Below are 22,146 nucleotides of genomic sequence, written 5' to 3'. Positions count from 1 at the left end.
ATGGGTCATTTGGGTGATAAGGCTGACCTCACCCCATCTCCCTTATTAGGGTCAGGCAGCCACGAGGGCAGGCTGACGGGAGAAACGAACGATGTTGTTCGCAGTTACGGATTTGCTCTTACCGAGCAGGCTTCAGTCACCCTCCTCATACCCCGTCGAAACCATTGCAGCCCCAAGACACCAAAAGAGGAATGGAGCTGAGCGGAATCGAACCGCTGTCCGAGACACTGGTGTGGATCACCTAGTCCGCCAAAAGGTGGACAGTTCCATTCTGACAGGGATGCTGTTCTTTCGCTCAACAACCCGTGGGGTGTAAAAGCTCAATGCAAGCGATCGCCGTACTCCCCCAAGGATTAGAAGAAGAAGGCGCCAAAGAGCTCACCACGCTTGGGGCCAAAGCAGTGCGCCCGCTCAGACGCGCAGCTGCTTTTGAAGCCGACATGGCCTGCTTCTATCGGCTGCATCTACAAGCTCGCCTGCCCTTTCGCCTTCTCAGAGAGATTGCCCAATTCCGTTGCCAAGGGCCAAAAGAGCTCTACGCCGGTGTGCAATCAGCCTTCAACTGGGAGCGCTGGCTGCATCCCTCAATGAGCTTTCGCGTTGATGTTACCGGCAGCGGCTCTGGCCTCACTCACAGCCACTTCACAGCCCTGCAAGTGAAAAATGCGCTGATCGATCTGCAACGGCAGCTATGGGGTGAGCGATCTGATATCGATCTGCAAGACCCTGCTCTCTGTTTACATCTCCATCTCAGTCGAGATTGTGCGGTCCTGAGCTTGGACGGTTCAGCTGGCAGCCTGCACCGCAGGGGCTACCGAGCTGCAGTTGGCGCTGCGCCTCTCAAAGAAAACCTTGCCGCCGGATTGATCAAACTCAGCGGCTGGGATGGCTGCGTACCCTTAGTTGACCCCCTGTGCGGATCAGGCACCCTGCTGATCGAGGCAGCCAGTATGAAGCTTGGCCTTGCACCAGGGATACAGCGTTCCTTTCTCCTGGAAGGTTGGGCAGATTTCGATCCTCAACTCTGGAGCGAGGAACAAGCACGAGCCAAGCAACGAGAACGCAGAAATCAATCGCTGCCAGTAATCATTGGTTGCGACCGAGACCCCAGCATCACAACACAAGCAAAAGCCAACCTGTCTGAGGCAGGCCTCGACCATGTTGTAGGCATTCAAACCTGTGATTTTCGCAACCTAGAACTGCCAAAACAGCCAGGAGTGATGGTCTGCAACCCTCCCTATGGCATCCGAGTTGGCCAGGATGAAAACCTAACCGCTCTCTATGAAAGCCTCGGCCAGTATGCGAAAAAACATGCATCAGGTTGGCAGCTATGGCTGCTAAACGGCAATCCCAGCCTCAGCCGATCACTTCAGATGAAAGCGAGTCGGCGGATTCCAGTCAGCAATGGCGGCATCGAATGCCGCTGGCTGAACTACGCCATTCGCTGAACCGCAGGGAAACTTGATCTATCAGCAGCAATCTTCAGATTCCCGGCACTTTTTATAGGCTCTAATCATCCAACAAGAACCACGAGGTATCAAAGAAAACATCAATCTGCAATCTGCCAAGCTGTTGCCCTAAAATAAAAGACAAGCTCAACTGGAAAGATGCTTAGCCACCTCTTAACTCCTACCAACCTAGTTATTTTTGCTGTTGCATTTACAATCAAACTCCTTGTAGCTGGCTACGTGATCTTAAAAGTACGCAAAAGGATTGCATGATCATTTGGTCGTTTTTAGGAGTGATGGTGCGAGGTGATCTTAAAAATAAAGCCCTAGAGCCAAGAAGAAGATGGGTTTCCTTTGGCAATTAACGTCATAGATCAAATCTTACTGTGCCTATTCATCCATCTTGAATTAAAAGCCTGAAAAGTAGGAGCGGTGACTCATTGAAGACTGATTCAATCTGTTCATGATGTTTTGATTTGATGCCATCTTTTCTGCTTGTCGACTCTCATACCAAGCACTCCATTCAAAGCAAGAGAGTCCGTTTTCATTCAGAGGTCTCGAATGAAAACTTCGCCATTCGCTGAATCACTTGCGACCGAGCACCGCCCGAGTGGTTTTCGACAAACCCTCCAAGGTCTGAGGCAAATACGGCCCTTTGGCGAGCTGACCACCCATGCGCAGACTCACTCCTGCCAAAACAACATCAAGAACTGCCATAGCCAGCAAACCCTTCATCAGGCTCCAGCCCCAAACCTCCTGCATCCAAAGCACCAAAGCCACTTCCACTGCCAACAGCGCCAGAAACATCAACGTGCCTCCCATGGCCAGGAAAACACCTCCACTAATCAAACGGCGTTTCTCTCGATCCACCTCCTGCAAAGCAATACGCACATGCAGATCCATGACTGAAGCAGCAATCGCCGTCACGCGCGCACCCGCTCCTGATCCGCTTGAACGTTGCTCTTCGCTCATCAGGACCGCCGACCTCCGGCGAAAATAACTCCAATCAGTACACCGATTCCAGCAGCCATTGCAACAGCAAGCAACGGGCGCTGCCGCACAGGACGTTCAATCCGCGGCCGCAGTGTGCTGTTCAGCTCATCGAGAAGCTGCTCGAGCTGCTTCTCCAATGGCTCCAGGCTATCGGCCAGATTCCTGGTGCGGTCACCAGCAATCTGAAACAGGTCCTCCAGCTGATCACGCACACCATGGCTAGTCAATCCCGAATGCTGTGAAATCACACGAACCATTTCGTCAAGGCTGCCTCGTGTCGCTTCCAGTGTGTCCCAAGCCAAATCTGGCCAATACTCTTGGATCGTGGGCAACAAGCTTTCAAATCGTTCACGGAACCTCAGTTCAGAGGGATCTGCAGGACGCGAAGGCTCAGTGTTGACTTGGGTCTGTTGATCGCCGGATGCGGAATTCTCTGATTCCATGAATTCCAGACGGTTGATCTCAGCCTAGTTAGGCCTGTGCGAGAGCGAAACCCCCTGTAGCTGGAATGCATTCAAGCCTGCTGCCTGAATACCAACTGCCACTGCAACCATCACCCACCTCCGAGCAGTGACATTGAATAAGCGTCTTTAATTTGCAGAGGATCTGACCTGCTCAAACGTTGATCAACAATCCTTGGGTATCTCAGAACTCAAAAGATCCTGAGCACGACCCCTTGAAACGAATCGCCCTTTCCAGAACGGCTCCTCTAACAAAGCTTTCGCTCAACTTGCCAGATATGGTGTAGCTGTCGCTACTACCATCTCCAGATCTAGTGCGTTACAACTCCTACATGATCACAACTCTGCATTGATGGAGTCTATGAGCAATTCCGTAGCTGAACCTCTAGGAACTTTGCAACCTATCGTTCCTCCTCGCCTAGAGCGCATCCGGCAGCAAATCAGCATCCAAGAGCTTGAACTAAGCCTTGCGCGCCTTGGCTTCACCCCACCAACCTCTAATGAGCTATCTGAAGGAATCGCGAGCTAAAACATCTACTCCACCAGCACAACAATCTTGCCTGCATCGATGAGCAAGACTTGACTCGAATCAACTCCAATATTGGCTTGCTGTCTATAACCACTGAATCAAGCGGATCGATAGCCCTAGATCTTTTGCACCCCACAGCAATCAGACTGAAACATCCTTGCTAGTTCTTGATCGTATTCAAAGAACGTCTAGCCAATACACCAATTTGCTCAAGCTCATCAGCGAACCTCTGGCGAAATAATAATGATCTCCTTTAGATCAATCCGCTTGCTGGCAATCTCGGCAGAGATCCTTCTGGAGCTTTGCCGAGTTTTAGCGGAAGCGAAGAAGATGCAAATCAAAAGGTAGTAGACAAAACAAAGAGATACTAGGCCAAGCAAAGGAATGCCAAAGTTCCATCCCAAAATGATAATTCTAGAGCCTTATGCCGATGCAACTTATCCCTAAACTTCTACTCTCCTTCTCAAATTTAGGCTTCGTATCAAATCAACAAGTCTTCCAAGAAAACATTAATTATATTCTCCAGGCACGTCCTGTTTTCTAACAGTCACTCGGTCCACCTTTTGTCCAGAGATACGCAGCAGCTCGTCACCTGAAAATTCATAACCAAAGCCGCTAGCAAGATTTGCTACCTCATCCGCCGTAGAAGCACTTAAGACCTGCTGGCGCAGGTCAGCATCATCCTGCATTTTGACAAGAAAGGCTCGGAGTTGCTCGAGGGACAAAATTTAGAGAACAAAGGCTTCAAGCCATGATATTCAAAACCATCCTGCGATGCTGAAAAGATCACGTTTTACAGGGCAAGGCAGCTTGCGCATCCTTTTCAAAGAGACTTCCTTAAATGTGCCCAAATCCCATACCTAAGCAAGGGCAGTCAATGTGATCGCTGGTTAATATGGTGAATACAATAGAGAGCGTATATGCGTAGCCGCGAGTACAACATCAATCATTAGCACTGATCAATTGCACTTCTGCTCCCAAGAAGAACAGAGAGATGCGAGCCATTAAAGATCGCAAACATCAATACAAGGCTGATCAATACTGGCTCTATTCCTACTACTGATTCAACTAAGCTATTGCAATTAGGTTTTTCTCTCTGAATAGATTCGTCCTATTGGAACATCGTGGAGCGCCGAACGATCCGCTCGGATGTCATTTTGATTTGCTCTTGGAAGACGGCCCCTCATGTCGAACCTGGCGATTGCCGCAGATCCCACGATTAGATGGCCCAGCGGTAGAAGCCATTCCTATCAATGTCCATCGGCTCGCTTGGCTGGACCATCATGACGCCGCCGTCTCAGGGGGACGCGGTTGGGCTAAACGCATCGTCGGCGGACTGTTCAGCGGCTCTCTGCCGATCAACTGCGAAGATCGCTTGAGTGTGCGCCTGCAAAGCACTGATCTGAAGGGGCACTTGGAGATCGAACACAGGCTCTGCCGGATCAGATCTGAACCGAGTAGCACCCCTTGAGCTTCAAAGAAAATTCGGTAAACTTGGCTTGCAAAGAGCCCGTGCAACCTGTTGGTTCACATCAATCAGGTTGGGCTTACGCAGTTCAAGTCCTTCGGGGGGTCGATGACCATCCCCCTCGAAGAGGGCTTCACAGTTGTCACAGGCCCCAACGGTTCGGGCAAGAGCAACATCCTCGACGGCGTTCTCTTCTGCCTTGGTCTTGCCACAAGCAGGGGGATGCGAGCAGATCGACTGCCTGATCTTGTCAACAGCCGAATCCTTCGAGCAGGCAAGGCAGCTGAAACCGTGGTGAGTGTGCGCTTTGACCTCAGCGACTGGCAGCCCGATCCAGCCGAGGCAGGTCTAGAGCCACCAGAGGAAGGTCCTTGGATCAAAGCTGATCAACAAGAGTGGACCGTCACCCGCCGTCTGCGGGTCATGCCTGGCGGCTCCTACAGCACGAGCTACAGCGCCGATGGCGAACCCTGCAACCTGCAGCAACTTCAAACCCAGCTGCGCCGACTGAGGATCGACCCAGAAGGCAGCAATGTTGTGATGCAGGGTGATGTGACCCGCATCGTCTCGATGAGTAACCGCGATCGCCGCGGCCTGATCGACGAACTGGCTGGTGTAGCACTCTTCGACAGCCGCATCGAACAAACTCGCGCCAAGCTCGATGATGTTCAAGAGCGGCAGGAACGCTGCCGGATCGTGGAACAGGAACTGCTGACCACACGGCAACGCCTGGAACGAGACTGCGCTAAAGCCCGCACCTACCAGGAACTCCGGCAGCAACTTCAATTGGGTCGGCAACAGGAACTGATGCTGGCCTTTAAAACAGCCCAGCAAGGTTTGCGTGATCTTCAAGCCCGGCAGCAACAGCTTGGCGAGCAAGAGGTACGCGACGCTGCGAACCTCCAAGAGGCCGAAGAAAAGCTGGCCAAGGCCGCCGCCAACCTGAAGACTCTGCAAGAGAACGTGAAGGCCCTCGGCGAAGACCAGTTGCTAGCGGTGCAAGCCGAACTGGCGGGATTGGAGACCCAGGCTCGTGAACTCGAGCGCCAAGCAGAGCAACACCAACATGAAGGTCAGCGCCTCCAAGGCGTTCGCCAAGACCTAAGCAACCGCCGCAAACAACTGCAACAGGAGGCTGACAGTCAGACCGAAGATCCCCATCGCCCGGCCTTAGAAGATGCTGAAAAGCACTGCAGAGATGCCGAAGCCGCTGTAGAGGTCTCCCGTCGCCGCCTTGGAGACGTCGCCGGTCGCTCTGGTGCTTGGCTTGAGCAACAACGGCAGCGCAGCTCTCGCCGTCAGGAACTTCAATCCACCCTTACACCACTGCAGCAGGAGCAACAACAACTTCAAGAACGCCTGCGTCAAGACGAAGAGCGGCGCGTGGAACTCGAAGCAGAGCAGCATCGTGACGGCACCGAAGATCAGCAGGTACAGAAACAACTTGATCAACTCGAACAGGAATGGCAAACACTCCTCCAGAACATCAGCGACAAGAAAGAGCAGGTTCAGCAAGCCGCTGAAGCCCTGGCAGTGCAGCAACGGACCCGCAGTCGACTCGAGCAAGAACAAACCCGCTTGGAAAAAGAGATCGCCCGGCTAGAGAGTCGTCGCGAGACCCTGCAGGAGAGTCGTGGCACAGGAGCTCTAAGGCTGCTGCTTGAAGCAGGTCTAGAAGGGATCCACGGCCCCGTTGCCCAACTTGGGGAGGTAGACGATCGCCACCGACTTGCTTTGGAAGTCGCTGCGGGTGCACGACTCGCTCAAGTCGTCGTAGACGACGATCGCATTGCCGCCAAAGCCATCGAACTGCTCAAAAGCAGGCGAGCCGGCCGGCTCACCTTCTTGCCTCTCAATCGCATCAAAGCACCTGCAGGTAGCAGCAATAGCGCCCTCATGCGAGGGCGAAAGCCTGACAACGCTGATAGCAGCACTGGCCTGATCGGCAAAGCCTTTGAGCTGGTTCGTTTTGAGCCCATTTATGCCGAGGTTTTTGCCTACGTCTTCGGCGAAACTTTGGTCTTTAGCAACCTGAAATCTGCCCGGCTGCAGTTGGGAAGAACTCGAGCCGTAACTCTTGATGGAGAACTGCTAGAGAAGAGCGGTGCCATGACAGGCGGCAGTTTTTCTGGTCGTAGCAACAGCCTTAGCTTTGGTAGCAGCAACGAGGGAGATGAGGCCGAACCCCTACGCCGCAGGCTGCTTGAACTTGGAGAAACCTTGGTGGCCTGCCGCAGAGAGGAATCTCAACTCAGCCAAGTTCTCGAGGAAGCTCGCCCCTGCCTCAGGAATCTTGAACAGCGCCAAGCCGCTCTGGAAGCCGAACGCAGCGCAGCCCGCCGCTCCCATGGCCCCTTGATGGAAAGACGTCATCAACGCTCTCAAAAAGTGGAGGAGCTACAAGCTCATCAAGAACAACAGCAGCAACGACTGAACGCTCTCATCGAAAAGCTCTCTCCCCTCACCCTTGAACTGCAGCAACTTGAACAACATGAGCAGGAAGCCCAAGCGGATGGCGATGCAGAGACCTGGCAACGCTTACAAGCGGATCTTGAAACCGCCGATGACGCACTTGGGACAGCCAGAACGAATCGGGATCAATTGCTGACTGCCCAGCAGCATCGCCACCTCGCCCTCGAACGCCTAAGCGATCAACAAAAGGGCCTGGAGGCTGAGGAAAAAAGACTGCAGGAAGCTGTCCAGGCGCTGGCCACTGCCCATGCTCAATGGCGTGACCAGCAGCAAGAACTGCAAGCGCGAAGACAAACACTAGAAAGCCAACAACAAGACCTACAGACTCGCTTTGGCGAACAACGGCGCGCCAGGGATGCCGCTGAAGCAGAAGTAGCAAACCAGCGCCAAGGCCTACAAGAGGCCCAGTGGAACCTGGAACGCCTCCGACAGGATCGCCAAGCCCTTGCCGAAGAGCTGCGCAGCGGCAGCCTCCGACTCAAAGAACTCCAACAAGCCTTGCCAGACCCCCCTCCGGAGATCCCCGCAGAGCTTCGCAGCGCAGGACTTGAGGCCCTTCAAGCCGATCTGCAGAAGCTTCAAAGCCGGATGGAAGCCCTGGAACCAGTGAATATGCTGGCCCTTGAAGAACTCGAACAACTCGAACAACGACTCGGGGATCTGGTCGAAAGGCTTGAGGTTCTCTCCCAGGAGCGAGAAGAACTCCTGCTCCGCATCGAGACCGTCGCCACTCTTCGTCAGGAAGCCTTCATGGAAGCTTTTGAAGCAGTTGATGGTCATTTCCGTGACATCTTCGCCAGCCTCTCTGAGGGCGATGGCCACCTACAACTCGACAACCCTGACGACCCCCTCGAAGGCGGCCTCACCCTGGTCGCACATCCCAAAGGCAAAGCAGTGAGACGCCTTGCGGCTATGTCTGGTGGAGAAAAATCGCTTACGGCGCTCAGCTTTCTGTTTGCTCTTCAACGCTTCCGCCCCTCTCCCTTCTATGCCCTCGACGAAGTGGACAGTTTCCTTGATGGGGTGAATGTTGAACGCCTGGCAGCTCTAATCGCCCGCCAAGCAGAACAAGCCCAGTTCATGGTTGTGAGCCACCGCCGACCAATGATCGGAGCCTCCAACCGCACCATCGGGGTAACCCAGGCCCGTGGGGCTCATACTCAAGTCGTGGGATTACCCAATGCGGCGTGAGCTGTTTCCTCAAGCCCTTGAGTCAAAATGACTCGATTAGCCCCCTTTTGAGGGCCTGCGTTTGACGACGAACCCATCCCTGAACGATCCACTGGACAAAGTTCCTAGCGACCGCCTCTGGCTGCGCTCCGAGCTCATGGGGACCCACGTGATCACCCGTGATACCGGACGTCGTCTCGGCGTAGTAGGAGAAGTCGTGGTCGACATTGATCGCCGCGAAGTGGTGGCCCTAGGCCTGCGAGACAATCCCCTAACGCGATACCTGCCCGGCCTCCCACGTTGGATGCCCCTTGATCGGATCCGTCAGGTGGGGGACGTCATCCTCGTGGATTCCTCTGACTCACTCAAAGAGGGTTTCACCCCAGATCGCTACAGCCGAGTGATCAACTGCCAAGTGATCACAGAATCTGGCCAGCAACTAGGAAGAGTCCTGGGGTTCTCCTTCGACATCGAAACAGGGGAACTCACCACCCTGGTGATTGGAGCAATCGGTGTGCCCTTATTGGGTGAAGGGGTCTTGAGTACCTGGGAGATGCCGGTAGACGAGGTGGTCAGCAGCGGCGCAGACAGGATCATTGTCTATGAAGGCGCAGAAGAGAAGCTCAAGCAACTGAATAGCGGCTTCCTCGAAAAACTCGGAGTTGGCGGCCCCAGCTGGGAAGAACAGGAGCGAGAGCGCTACAGGATGAATCTTGTGCCAGTGGAAAACCAGCTCAACTCAGGACAGCCCACTGAACAGGAACAGCGCCGGCTCCAACCTTCCACCACACAAACCTTTGAGCCGGAAGAAGAACTTGAATACGTTGAACTTGAAGAGCGTCAACAGGAAGTCATCCCCCAACAGCGCTATCTCGATGAAACACCCTCAAGCTCCCCATCGCGCTATCGCAATGACAGAGAAGAAAGAATGACCTTCGAAGAACCTCCTGCCTATCAACAAAGGCCAGTCTTCGAAGAACCAGCTGCCTATGAACCAAGACGAACCTTTGAAGATCAACAACCCCAGAGACCAAGACCAGCCTCACGTCGACCTGTACAGAGCCTTGGTGATCCTCTTGATGTGGAGCCCCTCGACTTTTCAGGACGTGACCAAGCTGGCCGAGGCCGAGATGCAGAGGTAGAGGAGCCCCCACCGCGCCGTAATGGCACCGAACTGGACGACCCTTGGTGACGTTCGATTCAAATCAAACCTCTGCCTCCTCGGAAAAATCAAGCGAAGCGCTGTTCACGCAGTACCTCTGACCTGTAGGAGCTGGTCCGTCGTTAAAGACATGGCCCAGATGAGCCCCACAACGAGCACAGTTGATCTCAGTACGCTCCATTCCATGACTCGTGTCCCGATGGGTGGTAATCGCACCTGCCTTGACTCCATCCGAAAAGCTCGGCCAACCAGTGCCTGAATCGAATTTTGTCGCTGAGCTGAAGAGTGGGGCCCCACAACAGACACAGCAATACATGCCTGCTGCCTTGTGGTTCCAATAAGCACCTGTAAATGCTCGCTCTGTGCCTCCCTTACGGGCAACCTGATACTGCTCACGAGTCAACCTGGCCTGCCATTCTTCAGGGCTGAGCTTGATCCAATCCACTGAATCGGAAGCGGAGGCATCAGACCTGGACATGGAAGGGAAAAGGAAGAGGACCTGCAAGACCCTAAACAGCCTTCGAATCTAAAAAGCACCGAGAGCTTTGGGCAGCAAACGACGCACCTGCTGAACCAGAGCAGACACAGCCCCAGGTTGCCCACGCAGGCTGCGCAGATCCTCGCGCATCCCCATGAGCCGTTCAGGAGATTCCAGCCAAGCTGACGCCTCATGAGCAATGTCCTGTGGCGAAATTGAGCCCACTCGCTCCGGAACCACCATGCGTCCAGCAGAGATATTGGGCCAAGCCAGGAATCCATGACGACGCAGCCGCCATGCACTGAGCAAGACACCAATGCACCAACGCAATCCAGGCAGCCGAGCCAGCACACCAAGCCAGCCATCCCATGCCTGCATCACAGCCAAATGCTGGGTGGGCACGATCACAATCATTGGCAAACCAAGCGCCCCCAATTCGGCCGTATTTGCCCCCACAGTGGTGAGAGCTAAATCACATTGACTCAAGGGACCATGCGCAGGATGGTCCTCTTGGAGATAGATGACCGTGCCGGCCCTGGTGATCAATCTTCGCCAAGGCTGATCAAGCTCAGCTGGCCTGACCATGGCAATGGCTGAGCGATAGGCAGCAGCAATGCGATTGCTCGAACTCATAAAGCTTTCCAACTCCTTCACGCTTGTGGTGGGTGCAACAGGAAGCAAAAACCGACATCCAGGTCGCAGCCGAGCTAATTGATCAGCCGCCTCCAACAGGAAAGGAACCCCCACGCAGAGCTTGGCCCGTTTAGACCCCGGCAATAAAGCCACCCACTCGCCTTGTGGCAGCGGAGCTTCAGCTCTTGCAAGACAAGACAAATCCGCCATCAGGTCTCCCACCACAGTGCAACGGTCCCGGAAACGACGTGGCAGCTGATCCCGCACTTTGGGAGACATCGCAGCAATGCAGTCATTCCAACGAGGCCAGCGGGCCACCCACTCGGCGTAGGTGAGATGGCGGTAGCCCAAGCGGCCTGAAAGAAGCACGCTCCAGAACTGATCTCCACCAAGGAAAACGACCACTCCTTGGCGAGGCCACTGCCCATAGCGTCGGGGAAAGAACAACAAATTCCAAAACTGATTTGCTGGCGTGATCTGCTCAAACTGAATCCATCGCCTAGCCGCATCAGCCTCCTGTCCTGTGGCATTCGGGCAAGGCACCAACACCAGCCTCAGGTCAATAGGCGAGCTTGCAGCGCGAGGACGCATCAAAATGCTGCGATGCAAGCTCTCAGCAATGGGCCTAACCCAAGTCGCTAGTTCCCCCGGACCATTGGAAACCAGAACAACCGCCAGCGAAGTGTCCGGAATGACAGCTGGAGGGAGTGAGGTCAAGTTGTAAGGAAAGAATGCGGATGGCGAGACTTGAACTCGCAAGGCCGAAGCCACACGCCCCTCAAACGTGCGTGTCTACCAATTCCACCACATCCGCGTGGCCGACTCAACCTCGCGGGCTTCGTCGATCGAGGATCATACCGGCCAATGGTCCAACGTTTTGCAAAGTGGCCTGGTAAGGAGCGCTGATACGATCCGCCCAAAGCCTGATTACTGCGGGATGACCATCGGCAAGGTGCTGATCGCCAACCGCGGCGAAATTGCCCTCAGAATTCTGCGTAGCTGCAGAGAGCTGAATATCCCCACAGTGGCTGTTTACAGCACCGTGGATCGCAATGCGCTGCATGTTCAACTTGCTGATGAAGCCGTCTGCGTTGGCGAGGCCCCTAGCAGCAAGAGCTATCTCAATGTCCCCAATATCCTCGCGGCTGCAACCTCCCGCGGGGTCGATGCAATTCATCCTGGCTATGGATTTCTAGCCGAAAACGATCGATTCGCCGAAATCTGTCGTGACCATGGCATCACCTTTGTCGGTCCTTCACCCCATGCCATCCGCTCCATGGGAGACAAGTCGACCGCTAAGGCGACCATGCAACAAGTCGGTGTTCCGACTGTGCCAGGTAGCGAGGGCTTGCTCGCCAGTCCAGAAGAAGCAGCTGAGCTGGCGAAGGGCATGGGCTACCCAGTGATGATCAAAGCCACCGCAGGTGGGGGTGGCCGCGGCATGCGCCTGGTCACCACGCCAGACCAACTAGAAAACCTCTTCAAGGCCGCCCAAGGAGAGGCCGAAGCGGCCTTCGGCAATCCTGGGCTCTACATGGAGAAATTCATTGACCGGCCCCGACACGTCGAAGTGCAGATCCTCTCGGATCGACACGGCAACGTCATCCACCTCGGCGAGCGTGACTGCTCCATTCAGCGACGTCATCAAAAACTGTTGGAAGAATCCCCCAGCCCAGCCCTCACCCCCGAATTACGCCTGCGCATGGGGGAGGCTGCGGTGGCCGCCGCAAGGAGCATCAACTACGAAGGCGCTGGAACCGTGGAATTCCTCCTTGATCGCAAGGGTGACTTTTACTTCATGGAAATGAACACCCGTATTCAGGTTGAGCATCCCGTCACAGAAATGGTGACAGGCATCGATTTGATCGCAGAACAACTGCACATCGCCGGAGGCGATCCCATCAGCATCAAACAAGAGGACATCCAACTAAGAGGCCATGCCATCGAGTGTCGAATCAATGCTGAAGACTCCACCCACAACTTTCGACCCTCACCAGGGCAAATCACAGGCTGGTTACCACCAGGAGGACCAGGGGTACGCATCGACAGCCACGTCTATACCGGCTACGACATACCGCCTTTCTATGATTCATTGATTGGCAAGGTGATCGCCTGGGGGCATAACCGAGACGCGGCACTCAAACGAATGAAAAGAGCACTCAATGAATGTGCTGTCACAGGCATCCCCACCACAGTTGCATTCCATCTCGAACTGCTCAATCGGGAAGAATTTCTGAGAGGAGATGTTCACACCAAATTTGTCGAACAAGACATGCTCGACTGAAATTCCTTCGCTCAATCTCAAGCAATGGCCTGGCTCTTAAGCAGCATCTGAGAGAGCAGTCCTTGCTGGCCAACCAACAACTCCCTCAACAAACTGATCAATCCAGCCCAGATCACGGGAGTGACATCCACTCCACCAATGGGAGCCACCACACGGCGGGTCATCGCCAAAAGAGGCTCCGTGGGCCAACTCACCAAAGGCCAAAACCCCTCGCTGAGCTTTACCTGGGGATACCAAGAGAGCACTATGCGAAAGATAAATGTCAGCGTCCAAAACGCAAGCGAAAAGGCCAGAACCAGATGCAGCGTTGGCAGCGCTTGAATCAGAACTGGTGTCACAAAGCTCAAAGCATCAGCAGTTCCATCGTAGAAAGTCACCCCTGATCATTAAGATCATGATGGCCTCGCCCAAGTCAGAACCACTGCTATGACCGCTTCTCTCGCCAATTATCTAAGCAGCCTCGTTTGGGCCGCAGTAATCGTGGTAATACCAGCTGCCGTTGCCCTTGTGTTGATCAGTCAAAACGACCAGATGTATCGCAAGTGATCGGGTTGACCGAAACTTCAAAGCACCCTTGGCGCACTTCGTAGACTGAGCCCAACGAGGTTGGTTTTCAACCTCCAGTTTAGGCGTTTTCAGGGGGCGCAATTGTGGTCAATGCCAGTCTTAACTGGGGCAGCATTGTTGGAATCGTGCTTGCAGTAGGCGGTGCTCTGCTGTATTTCATGCGATCGTTCAAGCCTGCCTTAGCACGCGACTACGACGTCTTTTTCGCAGCCATCGGCCTCCTTTGTGGAGGAGTTTTCTTTTTTCAGGGGTGGCGCCTGGATCCGATCCTGCAGTTCGGCGTGTTCCTGCTAGCCGGAACCACAATGTTTTTCGCCTACGAAAGTGTCAGGTTGAGAGGCGTAGCTGTCGAGGGGGCTCGGCGCTCCTCCTATTTCGATGATGAACCAGCTCCGCCTATCAACCAGGGTCGAGGCGGTGGCCTAAGGGGTGGCTGGGATGAACCCTACGACCGCTTTGAGGAACCCCAACCGGTTCGAAGACGCTTCTCCAGTCGAGACAACGACGATGCTGATCGCCCTCAAGAAGACTTATACAGGCCTCGCAGAACCACAAGAGCTGCAATACCAGAACAAGCAGCAAGCCGTCGCCGCAACAAGGAGGAAGAGTCCTGGGGCGAAGACTCAGAACGCTCTCGTCGCATGGCCCGATTCGGCCGCCAGGATGATGAACAAAACAATCGTCCTGACTTTGGAGAACGCCGCAATGTTCGCCAAGATCAGCGCCGGGGCAGCCGTCCCTCAGCCAATCAACAAACCACCAATCGAACCCAATTAAGCAACGAGCCAAGGCCTACGACTAGAGGGGGCTACGCCTCATCAAGAAAACCTGGTGTACCTCAGGGGTCTCAGATTCGTCCCGAGGCTGAAGATGCGGCCTACTCTCCTGCAAAGTCCAGGCCGACGGGATCCAGGCCCACAGCATCAAAACCCTCCCGCCCACAAGGCAATCCCTCAGCCACCAGAACAGAAGCCGCACCTCCTTCATCATCAATGCCTGAGCCAAGACGCTCAGCTCCGCGAAGTTCAAGACCTCGCGACAACAGTTCCCGTTTTGACGACTGAAGCCCATTGCCAACAACCTGCAGCAACTGATCCTGCTTTTGGGGTGCCTGGGCCTTGGGAGCTGCATCAATTCGATTGAGAGAGCACCAGGTGGCCTGCTTCAGCGCAGCCAGCAAGACCCTGCCCTCAGCGGCAATGGCGAAATGCTGGCAGTGATCGTCGATCAGCGAGGCAGGCCAACCGTTCAGCTCCGCGATCTTCGAGACGGAAAGATCCTGCCACTACGCCATTTCTCCCGTCACCAACCTCACAGTTCTCCCTCCCTGAGCTGGAATGGACGTTATCTGGCAGTGATCACACAAAAAGGCAATCGTCGTCTAACGATCATTGAAGACCGTCTAACCGGAAGAATCCACCCGCTTCCCCTACCGGGGGGGAGAGATCCTGTGAGCCTCAGCCTGGCACCAGATGCACGCCAGTTAGCTCTGCAAGTAGCCGATCAGGGGCATTGGCGCGTAGAGCTCTTCGATCTATCACAAATCCTTGAACCAGATCCAATCAGAGGGCTGAAGCGCTCAACTCCAACGAAAGAGCTTAGACCGTGAAATATGGGCTCTTACGAGATCTGCCGAGTTGGCTTGCAACTCTGCTTCTTTGCTTTGGGCTGGTTGCTTGCGGAAGAGAAGGATTGAGGCCACTCCAAGGCATCAATCGCTCACTGCTCCAATCTGCTAGTAGTCGTCGCCAACCGGCCCTTGGCAAGCGTTGGTTGGCCACTCTGGCCAACCATCAAGGAAAAGAAAGAATTGAATTGATCGACCTACGAAGCCGCAGATCGGTACTACTTCCAGGCCTGAATCGACCTGATGCTCAGCCAATCAGTGTGAGCGTGAGTGCCAATGGCGAACGCCTGGCGCTAGTAAGACAGCGTGACGACCAAACGGAACTGTTGCTCTATCACCGCAATATGGGCACTGTTCATCGGCTTGAGCTCAGCGCCAAAGGGATCCCTCGCCATGTGATTTTGGATGGATCTGGTCGGCTTCTAGCAGTTCAAGTCAGCCGAGATGGTCGTTGGGATGTGGACCTGATCCGTTTACCAAGCTGATTCGACACCCAACCACTCAGGACAGCAAACCGGCCCAATGCACGAAGGTGTCGCGACTCACCACTTCGATGAGCAGCACAGCGGCCAATCCAATCATCGCGAAACGTCCATTGACCCGTTCTGCATAGGCACTCCAACCAAAAGCGGGGGGGTCTCCCGTCGTCGCACTATTGATGGGTGGCTGGACCTCTGAACTTTCAGAACCCTGCTCGGATTCCTCGAAGACAGCCTGTTCGCTGGGAAGGTCCTGATCGCCTGGAAGGTTTTGCTTTGTTGAGGTCATCAAACCTGCTCAGGATCAATCAAAGTCATAGCTTGCGGAAGGGATCAAACGCCAGCTTCCATCTCCCACAAGTTGCAGCACTGAGTCGTGGAATTCGATCAGAGTAGGACGGTGACCGACACTGATGACAGCCAAATCACGATCCTTTAGCAGCTTGTAGAGATGCTTTTCGAGCTTGACATCCAAAGCACTCGTCGCTTCATCAAGAACAACAAAACGAGGCGCATTCAATAGCAGCCGCCCAAAAGCCAGGCGCTGCTGTTCTCCAAGAGAAAGGATCCGCGGCCAATCTTGTTTGACATCAAGATTGGGATAGCGCTCAATCATCTGATCAAGCTTGACCTCCTCCAAAACTGCTTTCAATTGATCATCGCTGAAACGATCTTCCTCAGCTGGATAACAAAGCTGCTCGCGCAATGTCCCTAGCAGCATGTAGGGCTTCTGAGGGATGAATAAAAGTTCCCCAGCAGCTGGTCGCTGCAATTCACCACCACCAGAACCAGGCCAGAGCCCACTGACAAGGCGCAGGAAGGATGTTTTTCCGCAGCCCGATGGACCTACCACCAGCAGACGCTGCTGCTCCTCGAGGCTGAGACTGAGATCTCGGATCAGCATCCTGTCGCTGCCAGGCGGCGTGAGATTCACGTGACTAAGCAGAAGGCGATTTCCGCCAACCACATTTGACACCTTGGGCTTACCAGGCAACCCATCTTCATTGCCTGCACCAATCTCTTCTACCCGACCCTGAAACCCCTCAAGACGAGAAATACTGGCCGAGAAAGCAGCAAGCCGGTCAATGTTATTAACGATATAACTGACGGAAAATAAAACCTGCGAAAAGGCAATGCTGGCTTGCCCAAATACACCAAAATCAACCTCTCTAGCAAAATAGATCGGTGCGATCACCAGCCAAGGAAGAAAGCGCGAGAAGTAATCATAAGAGCGCTGGATAACGCTAATCAGAGCTTCCCAAACAATCAACCTGTCGTAATTCCTTATAGCCCCATCGAGACGCCTATTAGCCTCGACACCCTCCTGAGCTTCACCACCATAAAATGCAATCGATTCAGCATTATCTCTTATATGAACCAAGCCATATCTGAAATCCGCCTCCAACTTCAACTGCTGATAATTCAGAGCAACCAAACGTCGACTAGCAAAAACGATTAATGACGTTCCAATCACTGAATAAGCAAGCAGCAGCAAAGCCAGATTCCCATTTATATTCCATAAGACAATAATAAAACTCACGAATGTAAGAAGAGCAGAGATTACCTCCACCAGAACGCTCAAGCTTGTCCCAGTAAAACTACGAGTATCATCAGAAATTCGCTGGTCAGGATTATCAATTTCAGGCGAAGATTCATCATTTGGGTTAAGAATATAATAAGCACGATTAGACAGGTAGCGCATCAGCAGCCGACCACTAAGCCATTCTCTCCACATCAGCCCAAGCTTGGGAATCAGATAACTCTGAAAGGCACGTATAGGAAGCGCCAATACCAAACAAAAAGCATAAATAGCAACAATCTTCCAAAAACCATCCCGGTCATAAGCAACCAAGGTGTTATCCACATTGCGGGCAACGAAACTGATGCCAACGTTGATTCCGTTAATCACCAGAATCATTAACGAGATCACGCCCAGCAGCAGCCAAGGCAACCAACGTCCTTCGCGGAGCTTGCCGCGTAAGGCGATGAAACATCCAGCGCCCAACATCATGAGACCGATGAGCAGCGGCCCAATCCATCCGTCCCAAATCGCTGCCAGCCGCTCCGGCACGCCTGGCAGGAATCGATCCTGCATGGCAGGGATCAGCTCACCACTGAGAGCTAAAGCCCCCGTCAACAACAGCAAGGTGACGCCGACTACCAGTACCAGCAGAGCAATCACCAGCAACAGGAATTGCCAAGTGCGAGTTTCCTCAACTGGAAGGAAGTAAGGCTGCGCTAGTCGTTGCAGCTTGCCGAGCTGGCTAGAGAGCCCCTTGGAAGTTCCCTTGCTGTTGGTGGTTGTCATCGCGTCATTCTTGCCAGTTCAAGCCTCAACCGGGAGGCCAGGCCAGCGGACGGCCACCGATCACATGAACATGAAGATGAAAAACGGTTTGCCCTGCCTGACTACCACTATTGATCACGGTGCGAAAGTCATCAAGGCCCTCCTGCTTGGCCACCCTGGCTGCCACCAGCAGCAAATGCCCCAGCAACTCCATGTCCGTGGAATCAGCGGCCCGCAGGCTTTCCAGAGGTTTGCGGGGGATCACCAGCACATGAACCGGGGCCTGAGGCTGAATATCGCGAAAGGCCAGACATCTCTCATCGCTATAAACCTCATCACAAGGAATCTCACCGCGAAGCATCTGGCCAAAAATAGTGTCACCAGCCATTGAGTCACAGTCTGAGGATGGGACGGCTTGGGCATGAAATCCATGCACCGTCTGATTACAAATGCTGGCACGTTGCCTGAGTGGTTCTCTGCATGGCATTGAGGCCCTAGCCGTCACCGTGGAAGTGGATCTATTGCCTGGGCTGCCAGGGCTGCAACTGGTAGGGCTACCCGACGCCGCCATACAGGAATCTCGTGAGCGAGTGCGATCAGCACTCCGCAACAGTGGCTTTCGCGGGCCACTCGTGCGAGTCGTGGTGAACCTGGCTCCTGCCGATCTTCGTAAAGAGGGACCTTCTTTTGATCTCCCTATCGCCCTGGCCCTATTGGTAGCCAGTGGCCAGCTGGATGGTCCGTTGCTTGCCAATCTCTGCTGCGCTGGAGAACTCGGACTCGATGGCAGCTTGCGGCCCTGCAGAGGAATCCTTGCCATCGCAAACCTGGCCGCCGCGCAAAACGTACGAGCGCTAGTGGTGCCATCAGCCAATGCCGCAGAAGCAAGCCTTGTGCCTGGCTTAACAGTACGAGCTGCTCATTCCCTCAGCGAGGTTGTAGATCTATTGCACCAACCCCAACCACTAGCACCTAAACACATCTCCAAAGCGGCCGTCACGGCAAAAATCACGCCCAGACCAAACGATCAACTTCATCCACTGCTTGGTTGCGCCTTGGGCCATAAAGCCCTTGCCTTGGCTGCCGCCGGGGGCCATCACCTCCTGATGGTGGGGCCACCTGGCTGTGGGAAAACCCTTTTGGCTCAACATTTAGCCCAGCTGCTGCCGCCGCTCACGCGCCAAGAGGCCTTGGAAATCACCAGTATTCACTCTGTAGCAGGAATGCTGAAGAGCACTCCCCAGTTAATACAACAGCGACCCTTCCGGGCTCCCCATCACAGTTGCACGATTGCTGCACTCGTTGGAGGCGGTGCAAACCCCAGGCCAGGAGAACTAAGCCTCGCCCATGGTGGTGTGTTGTTTCTCGATGAACTAGCTGAATTTCCACGCAAAGTTCTCGACCAACTTCGACAACCACTCGAGGAAGGAGTCATTCGTCTGAATCGAGCCAGGCAGACATGTGCCTTCCCTGCTCAAATCACCGTTGTAGCAGCAACCAATCCCTGCCGATGCGGGTGGTTTGGAGATGAAGAGCATCCTTGCCGCTGTAGCCAATCCCAACGCCAGCGGTATTGGAGCCGCCTCTCTGGCCCCTTATTGGATCGCCTGGATCTACAACTGCGTCTCAAGCACCTGCCCGCAGCTCAGCTGCGCAAATCGGTTACCGGCTTCACTCCCACTGATCTCAATGATCAAGAGTTAATAGGCATCGAGCAGATCTTGCGCGCGCGCGCGCGGATGTTTGTTCGCAATCCTGATGGCAAGCTCAATCGTGACCTCTCGGCCCAGGATTTAGGGCAAATCGGCCAGCTGGATGAAAAGGCTCTAGAGCTCTGGGAGCAAGTTGTGAATCACCGCAGACTCAGTGCCCGCAGCGGTCTAAGGGTTCTTAGAGTCGCTAGATCTCTGGCCGATCTTCATGATCAAGACAAAGTCAATAAAAGTGCGATAGCGGAAACAATGTGTTTCCGTAGTTTTGATTATGGCGATGCCAAAGAAGATTTCGCCAGCTAATCCCCTTCGTCTTCAGCAATCAGCCGTATCAAGCTTATTCCTACAACGCTAAAGTCGAATCAGATGGAGTTGATCATTAATCTTCGCCAAGATCATTCAAGCTATATTCAAGCCCATAGGCAAACCATTTATTTGCACAAGCCATTAACAATGTGCACCATAGCGAAGAGACCGTTGAAGTGATTTTAGTTACGTCATAACAGCCAATCAGGATGCGAGTCATTTCAACAGGCAACGACACTGCCCAATCAACTCAAAAAAATTACTTAACCTGCCAAAACTCACGCCAGTGAAATGCACTGTGGCCAGCATATTTCCGATTCTTACGAATATCATTCTCCACAGAAGCTTCGTGAAGAAAGGCACTCTTCAGGCCAGCAAAGACCATGCTCTTAGACACTTGCCACTAAAACGGCTCCGACAAGTTAACTTCACTAATTTCCTCCAAGCATGGCCTGGTTCATTGAGCAAGCAACAAATTCGGAGAAAGGCAGAGTAACAGGCTGAATCTACTTATCGATCAAGAGATTCAACAGTTGATGTCTCAGGAGTTATTTCTTCAAAAGCTTCCTCCTCAACGACTTCATCAACTACAACTTCCTCTGCCGTGACACCTTCATCTGAACTTCCAGGCCAACTTTCGCTAAACACATACAGATGCCCAAGCGTACGTTGCCCATATTGGCGACGCATCAATTGCCATCCAGGCTCGAAGTTCAACTTAAGGAAATCACTGCTAGAAACCCCAGCACCACCAGCCCTGGCCACGATCAGGGCTGGGCTAGAGGTATCCCTAGTGGGGATGGCTAGCAAATGCATATCCCCATCAGCCCTCACCACACTCAAGCGATAGTGAGTTCCTAGGTCATCGCTCCCTATCCGCAACGAATAGCCATTGCCGTCAATGTATCGATTGCAAATCCCGGTGAAATCAAACCTCGCAAGCAGAGGATCAACAACAGCCGGCAAGCTTCCATCAACTGCAAAACAGGCTCGTTTGCTACTGCGTTGTTCGTAGATATTCAACTGCGACCTTTCACCCTTGCCAATCGGGGCAGCCACCAAAATGAATCGACTCTGCTCAACAGGAGCTGCTGTAAAGAGAGATCCTTGCGCCTGGACAGATGACGACCATCCAGTCAGGCCAGTCGCACCCACAAGGACCAGAGCAACTGCAGAGGGGAAATAACGCGCCATCAAGGCCTGCAAGATTCTGATCGAATCGTAAAAGTCTGCCGAGCAATCGGCTGCCCCCTCAGGCCGGTTTGTTGAGTCGAATGATGACCAACAGTGAATCCACCATGCCTGAAGCTGCAACCAACAGAAGCTTGCCAGTCGCTCAAGCCACAAGAGATGGATCTCAAGCGCTTCAAACCAAGGCAAAGAAAGAACCAATCAAAGCGCGACGCCAAACACACAGGAAACCTTCAAAGAAAGCATCCTCAAAGGCTTCAGCCAAAGCATTCAAACCAGCGGACGAACATCAGCCCGCTTGAAGCCATGCTCCTTTAACTCAAGGCTGAGCTCATTCTCATCGGTGACCCTGTCTACAAAAAGGACACCTTCAAGGTGATCCATCTCATGCTGGATGCAGCGAGCCATCAGGCCATCGGCCTTCATTTTGCGTGGTCGTCCCATCTCATCGCGAAAACTGAGCACGATCTCACTAGGCCGCACCACATTGAGATAAACGCCTGGGATGCTCAGACAGCCTTCCTCATAGGTTTCAACAGTTGCACTGGAGCTAATGATCTCGGGATTAATCAACACCACTGGCGGGGTTGTAGGGGTTTCCAGATCAAGGTCAAGGACCAAGAGCTGTTTATGAATTCCCACCTGCGGGGCAGCCAAACCAATCCCCTTAGCTGCGTACATGCTGCGAAGCATGTCCCTCACCAAGTCCCTCACAGATTCATCAACCTTGCCAATCCGACGAGTGGATTGCCGCAAAACCCCATTGCCCAAAGTGTGAATTTGAAGAGGCGGATGATCAAGCGGCTCCTTCGGGACTGCAACAGACCCCTTGGTTTTTTCGGCCGTACGTGCCAGCTGAGCGAAGCTTCGAGCCAAAGA

General features: G+C 53.7%; 22 protein-coding genes and 1 tRNA gene. 11 read left to right on the top strand and 12 right to left on the bottom strand.

Annotated features, from left to right (window positions below):
• Positions 1 to 323: 323 nt before the first annotated feature.
• A complete protein-coding gene (locus SIB41_RS00385) occupies positions 324 to 1,448 on the top strand; it encodes a THUMP domain-containing class I SAM-dependent RNA methyltransferase (RefSeq protein WP_413359539.1) in 1,125 nt (374 codons plus the stop codon).
• Between the two features lie 585 nt (positions 1,449 to 2,033).
• Here the strand turns inward: SIB41_RS00385 and SIB41_RS00380 are convergent.
• Together SIB41_RS00380 and SIB41_RS00375 are read right to left on the bottom strand one after the other, a co-directional pair.
• Positions 2,034 to 2,420 (bottom strand): phage holin family protein, encoded by a 387-nt coding sequence (locus SIB41_RS00380; RefSeq protein WP_063414328.1) that lies wholly within the window; start codon positions 2,418 to 2,420, stop codon positions 2,034 to 2,036.
• On the bottom strand, positions 2,420 to 2,884 hold the full coding sequence (locus SIB41_RS00375; RefSeq protein ID WP_413359537.1) for a DUF883 family protein: 465 nt from the start codon (positions 2,882 to 2,884) through the stop codon (positions 2,420 to 2,422). The genes SIB41_RS00380 and SIB41_RS00375 overlap by 1 nt, the downstream gene beginning before the upstream one ends.
• Positions 2,885 to 3,263: 379 nt before the next feature.
• On the opposite strand from SIB41_RS00375, the gene SIB41_RS00370 reads away from it, so the two are divergent.
• Positions 3,264 to 3,431 (top strand): hypothetical protein, encoded by a 168-nt coding sequence (locus tag SIB41_RS00370; protein ID WP_157859868.1) that lies wholly within the window; start codon positions 3,264 to 3,266, stop codon positions 3,429 to 3,431.
• Positions 3,432 to 3,940: 509 nt separating this feature from the next.
• On the opposite strand, the gene SIB41_RS00365 is transcribed toward SIB41_RS00370, so the two are convergent.
• Complete coding sequence (locus SIB41_RS00365; RefSeq protein WP_063419110.1) at positions 3,941 to 4,156, bottom strand: Nif11-like leader peptide family natural product precursor; 216 nt, start codon at positions 4,154 to 4,156, stop codon at positions 3,941 to 3,943.
• A gap of 389 nt (positions 4,157 to 4,545) precedes the next feature.
• Here SIB41_RS00365 and SIB41_RS00360 point away from each other — a divergent pair, with 389 nt between their 5' ends.
• The 3 genes from SIB41_RS00360 (at position 4,546) to SIB41_RS00350 (ending at position 9,733) form a co-directional block, all read left to right on the top strand.
• Positions 4,546 to 4,902 (top strand): hypothetical protein, encoded by a 357-nt coding sequence (locus SIB41_RS00360; protein ID WP_413359534.1) that lies wholly within the window; start codon positions 4,546 to 4,548, stop codon positions 4,900 to 4,902.
• 51 nt (positions 4,903 to 4,953) lie between these two features.
• Positions 4,954 to 8,562: a chromosome segregation protein SMC gene (gene smc / locus SIB41_RS00355; protein ID WP_413359532.1), complete on the top strand. Its 3,609-nt coding sequence runs from the start codon at positions 4,954 to 4,956 to the stop codon at positions 8,560 to 8,562.
• A gap of 61 nt (positions 8,563 to 8,623) precedes the next feature.
• The gene (locus SIB41_RS00350; protein ID WP_413359530.1) at positions 8,624 to 9,733 is read left to right on the top strand and encodes a PRC-barrel domain-containing protein; all 1,110 of its coding nucleotides are present in this window, start codon (positions 8,624 to 8,626) and stop codon (positions 9,731 to 9,733) included.
• A 13-nt stretch (positions 9,734 to 9,746) separates the two neighbouring features.
• Here the strand turns inward: SIB41_RS00350 and msrB are convergent, their stop codons facing one another.
• The 3 genes from msrB to SIB41_RS00335 form a co-directional block, all read right to left on the bottom strand.
• The gene (gene msrB / locus SIB41_RS00345) at positions 9,747 to 10,181 is read right to left on the bottom strand and encodes a peptide-methionine (R)-S-oxide reductase MsrB (RefSeq protein ID WP_063419115.1); all 435 of its coding nucleotides are present in this window, start codon (positions 10,179 to 10,181) and stop codon (positions 9,747 to 9,749) included.
• Between the two features lie 48 nt (positions 10,182 to 10,229).
• Positions 10,230 to 11,531, bottom strand: a complete 1,302-nt coding sequence (locus SIB41_RS00340) for a glycosyl transferase (RefSeq protein WP_413359528.1) — start codon at positions 11,529 to 11,531, stop codon at positions 10,230 to 10,232.
• A 15-nt stretch (positions 11,532 to 11,546) separates the two neighbouring features.
• Positions 11,547 to 11,628 (bottom strand) — tRNA-Leu (locus tag SIB41_RS00335).
• Between the two features lie 123 nt (positions 11,629 to 11,751).
• Between SIB41_RS00335 and accC the strand changes: the two genes are divergently transcribed.
• The gene (gene accC, locus SIB41_RS00330) at positions 11,752 to 13,098 is read left to right on the top strand and encodes an acetyl-CoA carboxylase biotin carboxylase subunit (protein WP_063399205.1); all 1,347 of its coding nucleotides are present in this window, start codon (positions 11,752 to 11,754) and stop codon (positions 13,096 to 13,098) included.
• Between the two features lie 17 nt (positions 13,099 to 13,115).
• Here accC and SIB41_RS00325 read toward each other — a convergent pair whose 3' ends face one another.
• The gene (locus tag SIB41_RS00325) at positions 13,116 to 13,436 is read right to left on the bottom strand and encodes a YggT family protein (protein ID WP_063397329.1); all 321 of its coding nucleotides are present in this window, start codon (positions 13,434 to 13,436) and stop codon (positions 13,116 to 13,118) included.
• A gap of 88 nt (positions 13,437 to 13,524) precedes the next feature.
• Here SIB41_RS00325 and psbX point away from each other — a divergent pair, with 88 nt between their 5' ends.
• The 4 genes from psbX to SIB41_RS00305 all read left to right on the top strand — a co-directional run bounded on the left by psbX (position 13,525) and on the right by SIB41_RS00305 (position 15,777).
• On the top strand, positions 13,525 to 13,644 hold the full coding sequence (psbX, locus tag SIB41_RS00320) for a photosystem II reaction center X protein (RefSeq protein ID WP_011130957.1): 120 nt from the start codon (positions 13,525 to 13,527) through the stop codon (positions 13,642 to 13,644).
• Positions 13,645 to 13,748: 104 nt separating this feature from the next.
• The gene (locus SIB41_RS00315) at positions 13,749 to 14,729 is read left to right on the top strand and encodes a Ycf66 family protein (protein WP_063419117.1); all 981 of its coding nucleotides are present in this window, start codon (positions 13,749 to 13,751) and stop codon (positions 14,727 to 14,729) included.
• Between the two features lie 38 nt (positions 14,730 to 14,767).
• A complete protein-coding gene (locus SIB41_RS00310; RefSeq protein ID WP_413359526.1) occupies positions 14,768 to 15,274 on the top strand; it encodes a hypothetical protein in 507 nt (168 codons plus the stop codon).
• The gene (locus tag SIB41_RS00305; RefSeq protein ID WP_413359524.1) at positions 15,271 to 15,777 is read left to right on the top strand and encodes a hypothetical protein; all 507 of its coding nucleotides are present in this window, start codon (positions 15,271 to 15,273) and stop codon (positions 15,775 to 15,777) included. Before SIB41_RS00310 ends, SIB41_RS00305 begins: the two co-directional genes overlap by 4 nt.
• A 16-nt stretch (positions 15,778 to 15,793) precedes the next feature.
• On the opposite strand, the gene SIB41_RS00300 is transcribed toward SIB41_RS00305, so the two are convergent.
• The 3 genes from SIB41_RS00300 to SIB41_RS00290 form a co-directional block, all read right to left on the bottom strand.
• The gene (locus SIB41_RS00300) at positions 15,794 to 15,952 is read right to left on the bottom strand and encodes a chlorophyll a/b-binding protein (RefSeq protein ID WP_063397328.1); all 159 of its coding nucleotides are present in this window, start codon (positions 15,950 to 15,952) and stop codon (positions 15,794 to 15,796) included.
• A gap of 123 nt (positions 15,953 to 16,075) precedes the next feature.
• Positions 16,076 to 18,079, bottom strand: coding sequence for an ABC transporter ATP-binding protein/permease (locus tag SIB41_RS00295; protein ID WP_063419119.1), 2,004 nt, complete (start codon positions 18,077 to 18,079; stop codon positions 16,076 to 16,078).
• Between the two features lie 25 nt (positions 18,080 to 18,104).
• Positions 18,105 to 18,446, bottom strand: coding sequence for a histidine triad nucleotide-binding protein (locus SIB41_RS00290; protein WP_063397300.1), 342 nt, complete (start codon positions 18,444 to 18,446; stop codon positions 18,105 to 18,107).
• Between the two features lie 61 nt (positions 18,447 to 18,507).
• On the opposite strand from SIB41_RS00290, the gene SIB41_RS00285 reads away from it, so the two are divergent.
• Entirely contained in the window at positions 18,508 to 20,073 is a 1,566-nt protein-coding gene (locus tag SIB41_RS00285; RefSeq protein WP_413359521.1) for a YifB family Mg chelatase-like AAA ATPase, read from the top strand.
• Between the two features lie 513 nt (positions 20,074 to 20,586).
• On the opposite strand, the gene SIB41_RS00280 is transcribed toward SIB41_RS00285, so the two are convergent.
• Together SIB41_RS00280 and def are read right to left on the bottom strand one after the other, a co-directional pair.
• On the bottom strand, positions 20,587 to 21,270 hold the full coding sequence (locus tag SIB41_RS00280; RefSeq protein WP_413361286.1) for a DUF3747 domain-containing protein: 684 nt from the start codon (positions 21,268 to 21,270) through the stop codon (positions 20,587 to 20,589).
• A gap of 267 nt (positions 21,271 to 21,537) precedes the next feature.
• Positions 21,538 to 22,143, bottom strand: a complete 606-nt coding sequence (gene def, locus SIB41_RS00275; RefSeq protein ID WP_011130968.1) for a peptide deformylase — start codon at positions 22,141 to 22,143, stop codon at positions 21,538 to 21,540.
• Between the last annotated feature and the right edge of the window lie 3 nt (positions 22,144 to 22,146).

Origin of the sequence: Prochlorococcus sp. MIT 1201 (genome assembly GCF_047303415.1) — a bacterium.
Classification (GTDB): Bacteria; Cyanobacteriota; Cyanobacteriia; order PCC-6307; family Cyanobiaceae; genus Prochlorococcus; species Prochlorococcus marinus_D.
The sequence above is the reverse complement of the archived record's forward strand: the minus strand, read 5'-3'. Positions and strand labels throughout refer to the sequence as shown.